This is a genomic window from Nonomuraea sp. NPDC050783 (genome assembly GCF_040802095.1).
Lineage (GTDB): Bacteria > Actinomycetota > Actinomycetes > Streptosporangiales > Streptosporangiaceae > Nonomuraea.
The window spans coordinates 200,231-214,129 of the sequence record NZ_JBFAHK010000007.1 but is presented as its reverse complement, the minus strand read 5'-3'; the positions used below and the strand labels follow the sequence as shown (position 1 = coordinate 214,129).

The window sequence follows — 13,899 nt, the reverse complement described above, 5'->3', positions numbered from 1 at the left end:
GCCGGGGCTACCGCGGGCGGGCCGACGTATGTTACTGGTTGGTACATGACACGCGTCCGTCTCCAGCGCGACCTGCGGGTGCCGATGCCCGACGGCGTGACGCTGCTGGCCGACCACTACGCCCCGGCGGGGGCGCGGCGGGCGCCCGCGGTCCTCATCCGCTCCCCCTACGGGCGGCGCGGCCTGTTCGGGCTGCTGTACGGCCGCGGCTTCGCCCGGCAGGGTTTCCACGTCGTCATCCAGAGCTGCCGGGGCGGCTTCGGCTCCGGCGGCACCCTGGACCCGCTCGGCGACGAGCACGAGGACGGCCTGGCCACCGTCGCCTGGCTGCGCGCGCAGCCCTGGTACGGCGGCTCGTTCGCCATGTTCGGCCCCTCCTACCTGGGATACACGCAGTGGGCCGTCGCCCCCTACGCCGGCCCGGAGCTGAAGGCGATGGCCACCCAGATCACCGCCTCCCAGTTCCGCGACGCCGCCTACGTGGGCGGCGCGTTCGCGCTGGAGTCGGCGCTGAGCTGGACCACGCTCACCGACGGCATGTCGCGCCGCTTCGGCGGGGCCGCGGTGCTGACCGCGCCGCGCCTGACCCGCCGGGCGGTGCTGTCCGGGCGGCCGGTGGCCGAGCTGGACCTGGTGTCGGCGGGCCGGCCGCTGCCGTTCTTCCGGGACCTGGTGACGCATCACGCCGACCCGGCCGTCCCTTACTGGGACAAGCGGGACTTCTCGCCGAAGGTGGGCGAGGTGGACGCGGCCGTCACCATGCTGGGCGGCTGGTACGACGTGTTCCTGCCCTGGCAGCTCAAGGACTACGCGGCGCTGCGCCGGGCGGGCCGCCGCCCGCACCTGACGATCGGCCCCTGGTACCACATCGACGCCAGGCACGCCCGCCCCACCATGGCCGAGGCGTCGGCGTGGTTCCGCGCGCACCTGATGGGCGACCCGTCGGGGCTGCGCCCTGACCCGGTGCGCCTGCACGTGACCGGCGCCGGGGAGTGGCGCGACTACCCCGACTGGCCGCCGCCGGGCACGCGCGAGCAGCGCTGGCACCTGCAGCACGGCTTCGGGCTCGGCGTGGACGGCCCCCGCGAGTCCGCGCCCGACCGCTTCCGCTACGACCCGGCCCGGCCGACGCCGGTCATCGGCGGGCCGGTGCTGCTGGGCGACTCCCGGCCGCGCGACCAGCGCAGGCTGGAGCAGCGCCGCGACGTGCTGGTCTACAGCTCGCCCGCGCTGGCGGCGGACGTGGAGATGATCGGCCCGGTGCGCGCGGAGGTGTTCGTGCGTCCCAGCACCCCGTACATTGACGTCGTGGTGCGGGTGTGCGACGTGTGGCCGGACGGGCGTTCCTTCAACGTGTGCGAGGGCGTGCGCCGCCTCGGCCCGGAGAGCGCGGGCCGCCCGGCCGCCTCCGGGCCCGAGGGCGTGCGGCGGGCCGAGGTGGAGCTGTGGCCGATCGCGCACCGGTTCCGGCGCGGCCACCGCATCCGGGTCCACGTGGCCGCCGGGGCCTACCCGACGATCGCCCGCAACCCGGGCACCGGCCGTCCCCTCGCCGGCGGCGGGCCCCTGGTGGCCTCCGACGTCGAGGTCTTCCACTCCCCCGGGCTGCCGTCCGCCGTGGTGCTGCCGCTGTGCGCGCCGCGCGGCTGATGTCGCTGGTCCTGCTGCTGCAGGGCCGGGGCGGGATGACGGCGGCCGAGCTGGCCAAGGAGCTGGAGGTCTCCGAGCGCACGGTGCACCGCGACGTGCTCGCGCTGGCCGCGGCCGGCGTGCCGGTCTACGCCGACCGCGGCCGGGGCGGCGGCTACCGGCTGCTGGAGGGCTATCGCACCCGGCTGACCGGGCTGGACCGCGCCGAGGCCGAGGCGCTGTTCCTGTCCGGCGTGCCGGCCGCGCTGCGCGAGATGGGGCTGCAGGACGTGGCGGCCACCGCCCGGCTGAAGGCGGCCGCCGCGCTCTCCCCCGGCCTGCGCGACGCCCCGGCGACCGCGGCGCAGCGCTTCCACCTGGACGCGCCCGGCTGGTTCGCCGCCGACCAGCCGCCGCCGGCCGCCCTCACCTCGCTGGCCAGGGCGGTGTGGAACGACCGGCGGGTGCGGGCGCTCTACAAGGACCGGCCGCGGACGCTGGAGCCGTACGGGCTGGTGCTCAAGGCGGGGGCCTGGTACCTGGTCGCGCGGCTCGGCACCCGGTTCCTGATCTTCCGGGTGGACCGGTTCGGCGAGGTGGGCGTGCTGCCCGAGACCTTCGACCGGGACCCCGGCTTCGACCTGGCGGGCTTCTGGGCCGGGCAGTCGGCCGAGTTCACCCGCTCGCTGCTGCGCGAGGAGATCACGCTGCGGCTCAGCGAGCGCGGGCGGCGGATGTTGCGCCGCGTCGCCGACCCGGCGGCGCTGCCGGACGCGCTGGCCTCGTTGCGGCCCGACGGGACCGTGCGGCTGGCGGTGGAGTCGATCGAGGTGGCCTTCGCGCAGGTGCTGGGGTTCGGGCCGGAGGCGGAGGTGCTGGAGCCGCCGGAGCTGCGCGCGATGGTCGCCGAGGCCGCCGCCCGCACGGCCGCGCTCTACCAGGGGTAGGCGGGGCCGGCGGCCGTCCAAAGGCGGGCGGCGGCGTCAGCGTGGGCGGCCGTCAAAGGCAGGCGGCGGCGTCAGCGGTAGGCGGCCGTCAGCGGTAGGCGGCCGGGTCGGCGTCACCGCCCGGCTCGCGTACCTCGGTGATGAAGCGCCACACCTGGGGGCGGCTGCCGTCCGCGTCGGTGAAGCCGTACGCCTCGGCCAGCTCGCCGCTGGTCAGCGACCGCCCGGACCAGCGGCGCCGGTCGGGGTCGGCGGCCAGGGCGGCGACGGCGCGGCCGGCGTAGAGCGGCGTCTCGGAGACCAGCCAGGTGGGGTCGGCCTTGGCCTCCCGCCAGTTCTCCTCGGTGACGCCGAAGCCGTCGAGCATGGCCTCCGAGCGCAGGAAGCCGGGCGTGATGGCCACCGCCGTCCCGCCGTGCGGGCGCAGCTCGTTCGACCAGGCGAAGGCCAGCCGGTTCACCGACATCTTGGCCAGGTCGTAGTAGACGTTCTCGCGGTAGCGGGTCTGGTTGAACTCCCAGGTGCCGTCGGTGACCTCGACGACCAGCCCGTCGCCGCCGCGGATGAGCAGCGGCAGCAGGAAGCGGCTGGTGACGATGTGGGTCTCCACCGCCAGCCGCAGCAGCCGCAGCCCCTTGTCCATGTCGTGCTTCCAGACCGGGGTGTCCCACTCCCACAGGTGGTCGCTGCCCCACACGTCGTTGACCAGCACGTCGAGCCGTCCCTGCTTGCGCTCCACGCGCTCGGCCAGCGCCGCCACCTGCTCCGGGTCCAGGTGGTCCACCTGGACCGGGATGCCGGTGCCGCCGGCGGCGCTCACCCGCTCGGCGGTCTCCTCGATGGTCTCCGGGCGGCCGATCTCCGAGGGCCGCTCGCGTGTACTGCGGCCCGTGCAGTAGACGGTCGCGCCGATCTCGCCCAGGGCGACCGCGATGCCCCGTCCTGTCCCGCGGGTGGCTCCCGCTACCAAAGCAATCATGACCGCGAGCGTGCCGCCCAAAGAGGACACCTCGTGTCATGTTTTATCGCGCGACCCTGTGATAAGCACGGAGTTACCATGAACAGCGAATTCGAGCTTCGCGGGGTCAACCACATCGCGCTCGTCTGCTCGGACATGAAGCGGACGGTCGACTTCTACTCCGGCGTGCTGGGCATGCCGCTGATCAAGACCATCGAGCTGCCGATGGGCTGGGGGCAGCACTTCTTCTTCGACTGCGGCGGCGGCAACGCGCTGGCCTTCTTCTGGTTCCCCGACGCGCCGGACGGCGTGCCCGGCGTGTCCGCGCCGCGCGACCTGCCCGACCGGGGCGAGCTGGTCTCGGCCGTCGGCTCGATGAACCACATCGCCTTCGACGTGCCGCCGGAGCGTATCGAGGAGTACCGCGACCGGCTCGTCGCCAAGGGCGTGGACGTGGGCGTGCTGCTCAACCACGACGACAGCGAGTTCGGCGTGGCGCCCCGGATGCACGACGGCGTGTTCGTCCGCTCGATCTACTTCAGGGACCCCGACGGCGTCCTCGTCGAGTTCGCGGCCTGGACCCGGGCGATCGGCGGGCCCGGCGACGTGCGCCACGAGCCGCGGACGGCCGCCGACAGGACCGTCTGACGCGCGCGCCCTCGCGCCCTCGCCGGTTACCTGACCGTTCGGCGCGGCCGACCGACCGCTCACCGATCGCCGTCCGGCGGGTGGCCGTCCCGTCAGTAGAGTGCGAGGCCGGGACCTGCTGTGTCATGCCGTTTGTCTCATAGCGTGAGACCACGTCCCGACATTTAGGCCAAACCGTAATGTCCGTGACATTGGGTTTAATACCGCCGCAAAGCTAATGTCCCTCCGTTGACGCCACCTGTCAGGGCCGGTCACCGCCGGCCGCTGATCTTCGTCGTAGGAGGGTCGATGACTACCGGAGAACCCGGACAGCCACGCACCGACCGCAGCCCCTGGAACTGGCTGCTGGTCCTGCCGATCGTGCTGCCGCTGCTGACGTTCCTTTTCAACGCCGACGAGCCCCGCCTGCTCGGCTTCCCGCTGTTCTACTGGCTGCAGATCGCCTTCATCGTCGTCGGCGTCTCGTGCACCACGCTCGTCTACAGGATGACCCGATGAGCGGGCACGTGACCGAGCTGGTCGTCTTCGTCGTGCTGTTCCTGGCCGTGAGCGTCATGGGCTTCGTCGCGGCCCGCTGGCGGCGGCCGGAGACCATCGAGAGCCTGCACGAGTGGGGCCTCGGCGGGCGCAACTTCGGCTCCTGGATCACCTGGTTCCTGGTGGGCGGCGACCTCTACACCGCCTACACCTTCGTCGCGGTGCCCGCGCTGGTGTTCGGGGCGGGCGCGCTGGGCTTCTACGCGCTGCCGTACACCGTGGTGGTCTACCCGCTGGTGTTCCTGGTGCTGACCAGGATGTGGTCGGTCTCGCACGTGCACGGGTTCGTGACGCCGGCCGACTTCGTCCGGGCCCGGTTCGGCTCGCCGACGCTGGCCCTGGCCATCGCGATCACCGGGCTGGTGGCGACGATGCCCTACATCGCGCTGCAGCTCGTCGGCATCGAGGCCGTGCTCAAGTCGATGGGCATCACCGGCCACCTGCCGATCGTCATCGCGTTCGCGATCCTGGCGGCCTACACCTACCAGTCGGGGCTGCGCGCGCCCGCGCTGATCGCCTTCGTCAAGGACGCGCTCATCTACATCGTCATCCTGGTCGCGGTCCTCTACCTCCCGGCCAAGCTGGGCGGCTGGGGCTCGATCTTCGACGCGGCCAAGGCCAAGTTCGACGCCACCCCCGCGCCGGGGGACGGCATCACGCTCAACGCCAACAACCAGCTCCAGTACGTGACGCTGGCCTTCGGCTCGGCGCTGGCGCTGTTCCTCTACCCGCACAGCCTCACCGGCGTGCTGGCCTCCAAGAACCGCAACGTCATCAAGCGGAACATGTCGGCCCTGCCCGCCTACAGCCTGGTGCTCGGCCTGATCGCGCTGCTCGGCTACATGGCCATCGCGGCCGGCACCAAGCCGGTGGTCGGCGCCAACGGCCGGCCCGACACCAACACGATCGTGCCGCGCCTGTTCGACCAGCTCTTCCCCGACTGGTTCACCGGCGTGGCCTACGCGGCCATCGGCATCGGCGCGCTCGTCCCGGCCGCCATCATGTCGATCGCGGCGGCCAACCTGTTCACCCGCAACATCTACCGCGAGTACCTCAACAAGGACGCCACCGACGCCCAGGAGGCCAAGGTCTCCAAGGTCGTGTCGCTGGTGGTCAAGGTGGGCGCGGTGCTGTGCATCCTGCTGCTCGACCCGCAGTTCTCGATCGACCTGCAGCTCATCGGCGGCGTGATCATCCTGCAGACGCTGCCGGCCGTGGCGCTCGGCCTCTACACCCGCTGGTTCCACCGGGGCGGGCTGCTCGCGGGCTGGGCGGCCGGCCTCGCGGCGGGCATGTGGATGCTCTACCTCATCCCCAACCCGGCCAACGGCAAGGCGCACTTCGGCGGGTCGGCGTTCCCGCTGGCCAACTTCGGGTTCGACACCAAGATGACGCTCTACGCCGGATTCCTCGCGCTCATCGTCAACCTGGTGGTGGCGGTGCTCGGCACGCTGGCGTTCCGGGCGGCCAAGGTGGCCGACGGGCCGGACGCGACCCGGCGCGAGCACTACTTCGTGGACGAGGGCGACCCGCGGGTCAAGGACCTCGACCTGACCGGCTCGCACTGATCGGTCCACGCTGACCGGTCCACGCTGACCGGTCAGGTCTCCTCCTGGAGGTAGGCGGGGTTGGCGACCTCCAGCTTCGCCCGCACCGCCCCCTCCAGGGCCCTCACCAGCGCGTGGTCGTCGGGCAGGCCGCCGTCGCGGATGGCGGCGGCCAGCTCGGCGTCGCCGGCCACGCCCAGGGCGGCCAGCCGGGCGGCGTGCTCCTCGGCCTGGGCCCGGCCCAGCTCGATCTCCCGCTCCACCATGCCGAGCACGTTGATCGCGATCCGGGTGTGGAAGCGGGTGCGGCCCTCGACGGCCGGCAGCACGTCGGAGCCGAGGAAGTCGCGCACCGCGGCCACGAGCTGCGCCGCCGTCGGGACGTCGTGCGGGCCGGTCGTCGTCATGGTCTCCCTTCTAGCACACCCTTCCCCGGTGCGGCCGGGTCCGTTGTCGGGGCCCGATGGGACCTTTATCCGGGCCCGATGAGAGATGCGGCTAATCTGCGCTCATGAGCACTCCGTTGCCGCCCGCGCCCGTCCCGGCGCTCGCGCCCCGCCTCATCCGGGCCGAGATCTTCGTCGTGATGTCGGTGTCGCTCGGCGCGAGCGGCCTGATCGCGTTCATCCGGCTGATCGGGGCGCTCACCGCGCCGAAGGAGCTGAGGAGCCAGCACGCCGTGCTCGTCGGCTCGATGGCGCCGGGGCGGCCGTGGCTGGACCTGTCGCTCCAGCTCGCGCAGATCGCGATCGCGGTCGCGCCGGTCGGGCTGGTGGCGTACCTGCTGGTGCGTTCCGGGGAGTCGCTGCGCACGATCGGCGCCGACCTGCGCGAGCCGCGCCGGGACCTGCCGCGCGGCGTGCTGCTCGCGGCCGTGATCGGCGGCAGCGGGCTGGCGTTCTACCTGGCGGTGTGGGCCTCCGGCGTCAACCTCACCGTCGTGCCCGGCGCGCTGCCCCAGGTGTGGTGGCAGGTGCCGGTGCTGCTGCTGGCGGCGGCGCAGAACGGCGTGCTGGAGGAGGTGCTGGTCGCCGGTTACCTGCTGCACCGGCTGGGGCAGGCCGGCTGGACGCCGTGGCGGGCGGTGGTGGTGTCGGCGCTGCTGCGCGGGTCGTACCACCTGTATCAGGGGTTCGGGGGGTTCGTCGGGAACGTGGTGATGGGCGTGGTGTTCGGGCGCGCCTACCAGCGGTGGGGGCGGACGGCGCCGCTGGTCGTGGCGCACACGCTCATCGACGCGGTGGCCTTCGTCGGGTACGCGTTCCTGCGCGGCCGGGTGAGCTGGCTGCCCTGAGACCGTTGACCGGGCAACGATTCTCGGTTGAGATCCTGGCATGAGCTTCGCCGTGCCCGCCGGCGTCCGGCCGATCCGCGACGCCGTCCACGCGTTCATGACCGAGCGGGTCGAGCCCGCCGAGCCGGTGCTGCACGGCGGCGGGCCCGCCGCCGCGGCCGCCCTGGAGGAGCTGCGCGCCGAGGCCAGGAAGCAGGGCCTGTGGGCGCTCGGCCATCCGCGCGAGCTGGGCGGGGGCGGGCTGCCGTTCCTCGACTACGTCTACGTCAACGAGGTGCAGGGGCGCAGCGAGTTCGGGCAGCTCGCGCTGGGCACCTTCACGCTGCAGGACTCGCTGATGCTGCACGAGCACGCCTCGCCCGAGCAGCGCGAGCGCTACCTGGAGCCGCTGGTGCGCGGCGACATCTGGCCCAGCTTCGCCATGACCGAGCCGGGCGTGTCCAGCTCCGACCCCACGCAGATCCGCACCTCGGCCACGCTCGACGGCGACGAGTGGGTGATCGACGGGCACAAGTGGTTCACCACCGGGGCGTCGCGGGCGGCGTACACGACCGTGATGTGCCGCACCGAGCCCGACGCGCCGCCGCACCGGGCCTTCTCCATGATCCTGGTGCCGACCGACACGCCCGGCTACACGATCGTGCGCGAGACGCCCGTGCTCGGGCTGGACGGCGCGCACTGCGAGGTGCGCTACGACGACGTGCGCGTGCCGGCCGCGAACCTGCTGGGCGAGCGGGGGCAGGGGTTCGTGATCGCGCAGAGGCGGCTCGGGCCGGGGCGGATCTTCCATTGCATGCGCTGGCTCGGGCAGGCGCAGCGTGCCTTCGACCTGATGTGCCGGCGGCTGCACGAGCGCACCGCCTTCGGCGAGCCGCTGGCGGACAAGCAGCTCATGCGCCAGCACGTGTTCGACTCCTACGCCGAGATCCAGTCCGCCCGGCTGCTCACCCTGCACGCCGCCGAGGCGATCGACGCGGGGTCGGACGCGCGGGTGGAGATCGGGGCGATCAAGGTCGTCGGGGCGCGGACCCTGCACAACGTCATCGACCGGGCCATCCAGGTGCACGGGGCCGCCGGGCTGACGCCGGACACGCCGCTGGACCGGATGTACCGGCACGCGCGGGCCGGGCGCATCTACGACGGGCCGGACGAGGTGCACATCGACTCGGTGGGCCGGCGGATCCTGGGCGCGTACGCGGCGGGCGGCAACTGGGAGTTCGGCCTCCGATGAACGGGCCACGGGCCACCGCCACCGGCCCGCGAACAGGCCCGCGAACGGGGTCACGGGCGGGGTCGTAGGCGCGGTGGCGGGAGGGGCAGTGGGCGGGACGGCGGGCGGGGTCGCGGACGCGGTCATGGACGCGGTCGTGGACGGGGTGTTCGGGCCGGGGGCGGCGATCGCCTCCCGGGCGCGGCTGCCCGGCGGGGCGTCGCGGGAGACGTGGGCGCTGGACGTCGTCGCGCCGGACGGGCGGCGGCACGAGCTGGTGCTGCGGCTGGACTCCCCCGGCGGCGCCGGCGAGGCCGGGACCACGCTGGCGGCCGAGGCACGCCTCATGCGCGCGGCCGCGCGGGCGGGGGTCCCGGTACCGCGCGTCCTCGCGGACGGCACGGTCGCGGGCGGGGCGGTGGGGCTGGGGGGCGGGGTTGCCGGTGGGGTGCCGTACGTGCTCATGGAGCGGGTCGCCGGGGAGACCATTCCGCGCAGGATCCTGCGCGACGACGCCTACGCCGCCGCCCGGCCCCGGCTGGCCGCGCAGTGCGGGCGGGCGCTGGCCGCCGTCCACCGGATGCCGCTGTCCTGCCTCCCGGACGACTCCCGGGCGGGGGACGACCCGCTGCGGCGCTGGCGCGACGTGCTCGACCTGCTGGGCGAGCCGCACCCGGTGTTCGAGCTGGCGCTGCGGCGGCTGGCCGCGTCCCGGCCGCCGGGCGGGCGGCGCACGGTGGTGCACGGCGACTTCCGCAACGGCAACCTCGTCGTCGGGCCCGAGGGCGTCCGGGCCGTGCTCGACTGGGAGCTGGCGCACGCCGGCGACCCCCTGGAGGACCTGGGGTGGCTGTGCGCGAAGGCGTGGCGGTTCGGCTCGCCGCTGCCGGTCGGCGGGTTCGGCGGCTACGACGAGCTGATCACCGCGTACGAGGAGGCGAGCGGCGCCGAGGTGGACCGCGACGCGCTGCGCTGGTGGGAGACCTTCGGCGTGCTCAAGTGGGGCGTCATCTGCGTCATGCAGGCCATGCGGCATCTGCGCGGCGGCGCCCGCTCGGTGGAGCTGGCGGCGATCGGCCGCCGGGTGTGCGAGAGCGAGTGGGACCTGCTGCGGATGCTCCAGGGCCACGCCTGAGCCCGTCCGGGCGGCCGGCGGCGACGCCGTGGCGACGGCGCGGTCGTGGCGAGGGCGCGGTCGCGGGGGCGGCGCGCTCACGTACGCCCGGTGGCGCGGGAGGCCGCCGCGCCCCGGGGGGCGAGCCCGCGCCGCGGCGGGGCGACGGCGGCGGCGACCACGTCCACCAGGCCCTCCACGACCTGGTCGCGGTCGAGACCCGGGTGCTCCAGCCACCAGTCGCCGGCGGCCTGCACCATGCCGACGAACGCGTGCCCCAGCACCTGCGCCCGCACCGGGTCGGGCACCGCCCGCTCGGCGGCCAGCACGCCGCCCAGCTCCTCGCCGAGGCCGCGGACCAGGGAGGTCATGTGGGAGCGGGTGCGGACGTCCTCGGCGCCGGCCCGGTGGAACAGGAAGCGGTAGAGGTTGGCGTTGGCCGAGAGAAGGTCGAGGTAGGCGGTGACGGTGGCCCGCGCGCGGGCGCGCAGGTCCGTGCCCGCCTCGGCGAACAGGGGGCGGAGCTGGGCGATCACGGTGCGCACGTGGCGGTCGGCCAGCGCCTCGTACAGGCCGCTCCGGTCGCCGAAGTGGCGGTAGAGGATGGGCTTGGTGACGCCGGCGGCGGCCGCGATGGCCGCCATCGACACCTCGGGGCCCTCGGCGGCGATGACGCGGTCGGCCGCGTCGAGCAGTGCCCTGCGCCGAGCCGGGTCCCGTCCGTTCACCGCCTCAGGATAGATCGCCGGCCGTGCGGGAGCAGCGCCGAGAGCACCAGGACGATGCCGGTCAGCGCGTACAGGCCGGTCAGGCCGGCCAGCGTGCCGGGCGGCTCGGCCGCCTCCGCCCACGGCGCCGCGTCCGGCCGCGACCAGGGCAGGCCGCCGGCGTCCGCGTACGGGAGGGTGGCCGCGGCGGAGATCGCGTCGGCGGCGTCGAGCGCGAACAGCACGCCCGCGGCCAGCAGCGGCAGGCCGCACGCCAGTGCCGCCGCGGGCCAGGCGGCCAGGAGCGTGACGATCGCCGCCACCGCCATGAGCAGGCCGAGCCCGGCGGGCGCGGGACCGGCGGCGACCGTGCCCGCCCGCAGGGCCCGCGCGGCGGCCTCGGTGAGGTAGTACACGGGGACGAGGGCCGCCAGCCCGGCGGCGCCGCCCAGCAGATGCCACATGCCACGGCTCACACCGGCCAGTCTCCCCGCCCCGCCGCTTCCCTACTCGGGTCCGGCCACATCAGGACAGGAGCGTTCGCCCAGGTCAGAACCGTTATGGGAGGCAGAGTCGGCTTCGGTCGGTTAGCGTCGGATCATGATGGACAACACCGGTACGGGCCCAGGGCCCATCACCCCCGACGGATCCCCGGTCGAGTTCTACCGCCACCTCGGCGCCGGCGCCGAGCCCGACGTCATCGCCGGGGCCACCCCGCCCGGCGGCACGGTGCTGGAGCTCGGATCGGGCGTCGGCCGGGTGACGCATCCCCTGGTCGAGCGCGGCTTCCGGGTGGTGGCCGTGGACGAGTCCCCCGAGATGCTGGCCTGCGTGCGCGGCGCCGAGACCGTGCTCGCGCGGGTGGAGGAGCTGCGGCTGGAGCGGCGCTTCGACACCGTCGTCCTGGCCTCGCAGTTCGTCAACACCGTGGACGACGGGGTCCGGCGCGCGCTGCTGGAGACGTGCGCCCGGCACGTGGCGCCGGGCGGGTCGGTGCTGCTGCAGTGGGTGCCGGCCGAGGGGCACGACCGCTGGCACGTGGGCACGGGACGCGCCGACGGCGACGTGACGATCACGATGGCGGCCGTCGAGCAGGTCTCCCCCGGGATCTTCGAGGCCACCATGCGCTACACCTACGGCGGCGACAGCGGCGGGACCAAGGTGTGGACCCAGTCGTTCTCGTCCCGGCGGCTGACCGACGACGAGCTGGCGGCCGAGCTGGCCGCCGTCGGGCTGCGGCTGGAGCGGTTCCTGACCGAGGACCGTACGTGGGCCGAGGCCCGCCCCCTTACAACGTAGATTCACGAAACGCCGCGAATTTACTGGAAAATGCTGGGACTGTTGGTACGCTCGCGCCATGAGTGACCGGCTGGACGATCTCGAACGGAGGATCGACGAGCTGCGGGCCGGGGTACGCAGGGCCGTGCGGGCCAGGGACGGCGCCGCCGCCCGCCGGCTGCGGGCCGAGCTGCGCGCCGCCGAGCGGTCCTGGGACGCCCTGGTCGGCGGCGAGCAGCCCGACGACGCGCCCGCCGCCCGGAAGGCGCTCCCGCTGGTCACCGTCCGCGAGCAGGTCCACCAGGGGCTGCGGCTGCTCGGCGCGACCGCCCAGCCGCGGCTGGTGGTGGCGGTGAGCGAGGCGTTCCTCGGCGGCACCATCCGCAGCGCCCAGCTCACCAGCCTGCGCAGGGACGAGGAGCGCTCGTTCCGCTCCGCGCCGTTCGGGCGGCCCTACTACCTGTGCGCGGCGCTGACCGACCGCCTCTCCCCCGCCCGCGGCCTGCTCACGCTGAGCACCTGGCCGCTGGAGCGGCGCGTGGTCGGGCCGCTCAGCCCCCGCGTCGACTTCCTGACCTGCGCGATCGCGGTCGCCTCGCACCAGGGCGCCCGTGAGCCGGCCGACCCGCGGGCGGTCCGGCTGCTGCTGCGCATGGCCAGGAACATCCCCGGCGCCACCGACACCGCCCTGGGTCCGCCCGATCCCGCCCGGGTCGTCCGGGCCGCCCGCGCCGAGCTGGCCGTGCACGCCGAGCGCGACACGCGCGACCGTGCCGAGCTGGCCCGGCGCGCAGAGCGGCAGCTCGACGACGCCGCCCGCCTGTTCGGCGCCGCTACGCTGAGCATGATCAAGAAGGAGTACGCCACGTGAGCGGCTTGAAGCGCGAGGGCGACCCCATGCACCGGCTGGACGCGCTGCGCGGCACGACGCCGCCACGCCCCCACGACGCCCGCGCCATCGCGGCCCTGGCCGCCAACCCCGGGTGCACCCGCCGCGCCCTCATGGACGGCGCCGGCCTCGACAAGGACGCCGCCGCCCGGCACCTCGGCTTCCCCGCGCCGTTCGGGCAGTCGCCGTTCGCGATCACCCGCGGCAACGCGTTCGAGGCGCTGGTCAAGGCCGACGGGTGCGCGGAGCTGCTGCGGCTGCTGCGCGAGCTGCTGAGCCTGCCGGTCTCCGAGGTCGCCTACCACGACGTGCAGAACGTCGGGCAGGACGCCGACGCCAGGGTGGGGGCGCACCTGCGCCACGCGCACACCCGCGCCCTGGTCGACCGGGCCGCGCGCGGCGAGCACGACGCCGGCACGCTCTACGACCACCCGCTGCTCGCCCTGGACATCGCCGGCCACACCGCCTACCTGGAGCCCGACGTGGTGGCCTTCCAGCTCGGCGGCCGCTTCCACATCGTGGAGATCAAGTCGTTCGCGGTGATCGACGGTCAGGCCGACCCGGCGGCGGTGGCCGGCGCGGCCCGGCAGGCGGCGGTGTACGTGCTGGCGCTGCGCACGCTGCTGGAGGAGCTGGGCCACGACCCGCTGCGGGTCTCCCACGAGGTGGTGCTGGTCTGCCCGGAGAACTTCGCCAACCGCCCGGTCGCGACCCTGGTGGACGTGCGCAGGCAGCTCGCCGTGCTGCGCCGCCAGCTCTCCCGGATGACCCGGCTGGACCGGCTGATGGACGGCCTGCCCGACGACCTCACCTTCGACCTGCGCCCCGGCGAGGACGGCCGCCCCACCAGGCCGGTCGCCGAGCTGGCCGACGCGCTGCGGCGCACCACCGCCCGCTACGCGCCCGAGTGCCTGTCCACCTGCGACCTGTGCTTCTTCTGCCGCGACGAGGCCCGCCAGGAGGGCGCCTCCGACCTGCTGGGCCGGCAGGTGCGCGACGAGCTGGGCGGGGTGGCGTCGGTGGCCGAGGCCCTGGGCCTGGCCGACGGCACCCGCGAGCCGGCCGAGGGCCAGGAGGAGATCGCCCGGCTGCTGCGCGCCGCCGAGCGCCTGCGCAGGGAGTGCCTCGGGAGTGTGTGACA

General features: G+C 74.4%; 15 protein-coding genes. 11 read left to right on the top strand and 4 right to left on the bottom strand.

Features of this window, described 5'->3' with window-relative positions:
* Positions 1 to 45 precede the first annotated feature (45 nt).
* The gene (locus AB0H75_RS21230) at positions 46 to 1,650 is read left to right on the top strand and encodes a CocE/NonD family hydrolase (protein ID WP_367798580.1); all 1,605 of its coding nucleotides are present in this window, start codon (positions 46 to 48) and stop codon (positions 1,648 to 1,650) included.
* A complete protein-coding gene (locus tag AB0H75_RS21225) occupies positions 1,632 to 2,576 on the top strand; it encodes a helix-turn-helix transcriptional regulator (RefSeq protein ID WP_367798578.1) in 945 nt (314 codons plus the stop codon). Before AB0H75_RS21230 ends, AB0H75_RS21225 begins: the two co-directional genes overlap by 19 nt.
* 88 nt (positions 2,577 to 2,664) lie before the next feature.
* Here AB0H75_RS21225 and AB0H75_RS21220 read toward each other — a convergent pair whose 3' ends face one another.
* Entirely contained in the window at positions 2,665 to 3,555 is an 891-nt protein-coding gene (locus AB0H75_RS21220) for an SDR family oxidoreductase (RefSeq protein WP_367798576.1), read from the bottom strand.
* 78 nt (positions 3,556 to 3,633) lie between these two features.
* On the opposite strand from AB0H75_RS21220, the gene AB0H75_RS21215 reads away from it, so the two are divergent.
* The 3 genes from AB0H75_RS21215 to mctP all read left to right on the top strand — a co-directional run bounded on the left by AB0H75_RS21215 (position 3,634) and on the right by mctP (position 6,287).
* Positions 3,634 to 4,182 (top strand): VOC family protein, encoded by a 549-nt coding sequence (locus AB0H75_RS21215; RefSeq protein WP_367798574.1) that lies wholly within the window; start codon positions 3,634 to 3,636, stop codon positions 4,180 to 4,182.
* A 288-nt stretch (positions 4,183 to 4,470) separates the two neighbouring features.
* Positions 4,471 to 4,680, top strand: a complete 210-nt coding sequence (locus tag AB0H75_RS21210; RefSeq protein WP_367798572.1) for a DUF3311 domain-containing protein — start codon at positions 4,471 to 4,473, stop codon at positions 4,678 to 4,680.
* Complete coding sequence (gene mctP / locus AB0H75_RS21205; protein ID WP_367798570.1) at positions 4,677 to 6,287, top strand: monocarboxylate uptake permease MctP; 1,611 nt, start codon at positions 4,677 to 4,679, stop codon at positions 6,285 to 6,287. The genes AB0H75_RS21210 and mctP overlap by 4 nt, the downstream gene beginning before the upstream one ends.
* A gap of 32 nt (positions 6,288 to 6,319) precedes the next feature.
* Here the strand turns inward: mctP and AB0H75_RS21200 are convergent, their stop codons facing one another.
* A complete protein-coding gene (locus AB0H75_RS21200) occupies positions 6,320 to 6,673 on the bottom strand; it encodes a DUF6285 domain-containing protein (RefSeq protein ID WP_367798568.1) in 354 nt (117 codons plus the stop codon).
* 104 nt (positions 6,674 to 6,777) lie between these two features.
* On the opposite strand from AB0H75_RS21200, the gene AB0H75_RS21195 reads away from it, so the two are divergent.
* The 3 genes from AB0H75_RS21195 (at position 6,778) to AB0H75_RS21185 (ending at position 9,905) form a co-directional block, all read left to right on the top strand.
* Positions 6,778 to 7,560, top strand: coding sequence for a CPBP family intramembrane glutamic endopeptidase (locus tag AB0H75_RS21195; RefSeq protein ID WP_367798566.1), 783 nt, complete (start codon positions 6,778 to 6,780; stop codon positions 7,558 to 7,560).
* 40 nt (positions 7,561 to 7,600) lie between these two features.
* The gene (locus tag AB0H75_RS21190; protein ID WP_367798564.1) at positions 7,601 to 8,791 is read left to right on the top strand and encodes an acyl-CoA dehydrogenase family protein; all 1,191 of its coding nucleotides are present in this window, start codon (positions 7,601 to 7,603) and stop codon (positions 8,789 to 8,791) included.
* Positions 8,792 to 8,879: 88 nt separating this feature from the next.
* Complete coding sequence (locus AB0H75_RS21185) at positions 8,880 to 9,905, top strand: phosphotransferase family protein (RefSeq protein WP_367798562.1); 1,026 nt, start codon at positions 8,880 to 8,882, stop codon at positions 9,903 to 9,905.
* A 77-nt stretch (positions 9,906 to 9,982) separates the two neighbouring features.
* On the opposite strand, the gene AB0H75_RS21180 is transcribed toward AB0H75_RS21185, so the two are convergent.
* On the bottom strand, positions 9,983 to 10,612 hold the full coding sequence (locus AB0H75_RS21180; RefSeq protein WP_367798560.1) for a TetR family transcriptional regulator: 630 nt from the start codon (positions 10,610 to 10,612) through the stop codon (positions 9,983 to 9,985).
* Positions 10,609 to 11,067: a hypothetical protein gene (locus AB0H75_RS21175; protein WP_367798558.1), complete on the bottom strand. Its 459-nt coding sequence runs from the start codon at positions 11,065 to 11,067 to the stop codon at positions 10,609 to 10,611. Before AB0H75_RS21175 ends, AB0H75_RS21180 begins: the two co-directional genes overlap by 4 nt.
* A gap of 124 nt (positions 11,068 to 11,191) precedes the next feature.
* Here AB0H75_RS21175 and AB0H75_RS21170 point away from each other — a divergent pair, with 124 nt between their 5' ends.
* The 3 genes from AB0H75_RS21170 to AB0H75_RS21160 are packed head-to-tail and all read left to right on the top strand — an operon-like array spanning position 11,192 to position 13,897.
* Complete coding sequence (locus AB0H75_RS21170; RefSeq protein ID WP_367798557.1) at positions 11,192 to 11,890, top strand: class I SAM-dependent methyltransferase; 699 nt, start codon at positions 11,192 to 11,194, stop codon at positions 11,888 to 11,890.
* A 58-nt stretch (positions 11,891 to 11,948) separates the two neighbouring features.
* Entirely contained in the window at positions 11,949 to 12,740 is a 792-nt protein-coding gene (locus AB0H75_RS21165; protein ID WP_367798555.1) for a hypothetical protein, read from the top strand.
* Positions 12,737 to 13,897, top strand: a complete 1,161-nt coding sequence (locus AB0H75_RS21160) for a hypothetical protein (protein ID WP_367798553.1) — start codon at positions 12,737 to 12,739, stop codon at positions 13,895 to 13,897. The genes AB0H75_RS21165 and AB0H75_RS21160 overlap by 4 nt, the downstream gene beginning before the upstream one ends.
* The last annotated feature ends 2 nt before the right edge of the window (positions 13,898 to 13,899 follow it).

Coding starts and splice junctions, on each gene's coding strand:
- AB0H75_RS21230 (WP_367798580.1), top strand. CDS start 46: ATGACACGCGTCCGTCTCCAGCGCGACCTGCGGGTGCCGATGCCCGAC.
- AB0H75_RS21190 (WP_367798564.1), top strand. CDS start 7,601: ATGAGCTTCGCCGTGCCCGCCGGCGTCCGGCCGATCCGCGACGCCGTC.
- AB0H75_RS21220 (WP_367798576.1), bottom strand. CDS start 3,555: ATGATTGCTTTGGTAGCGGGAGCCACCCGCGGGACAGGACGGGGCATC.
- AB0H75_RS21210 (WP_367798572.1), top strand. CDS start 4,471: ATGACTACCGGAGAACCCGGACAGCCACGCACCGACCGCAGCCCCTGG.
- AB0H75_RS21165 (WP_367798555.1), top strand. CDS start 11,949: ATGAGTGACCGGCTGGACGATCTCGAACGGAGGATCGACGAGCTGCGG.
- AB0H75_RS21195 (WP_367798566.1), top strand. CDS start 6,778: ATGAGCACTCCGTTGCCGCCCGCGCCCGTCCCGGCGCTCGCGCCCCGC.
- AB0H75_RS21215 (WP_367798574.1), top strand. CDS start 3,634: ATGAACAGCGAATTCGAGCTTCGCGGGGTCAACCACATCGCGCTCGTC.
- AB0H75_RS21170 (WP_367798557.1), top strand. CDS start 11,192: ATGATGGACAACACCGGTACGGGCCCAGGGCCCATCACCCCCGACGGA.
- AB0H75_RS21200 (WP_367798568.1), bottom strand. CDS start 6,673: ATGACGACGACCGGCCCGCACGACGTCCCGACGGCGGCGCAGCTCGTG.
- mctP (WP_367798570.1), top strand. CDS start 4,677: ATGAGCGGGCACGTGACCGAGCTGGTCGTCTTCGTCGTGCTGTTCCTG.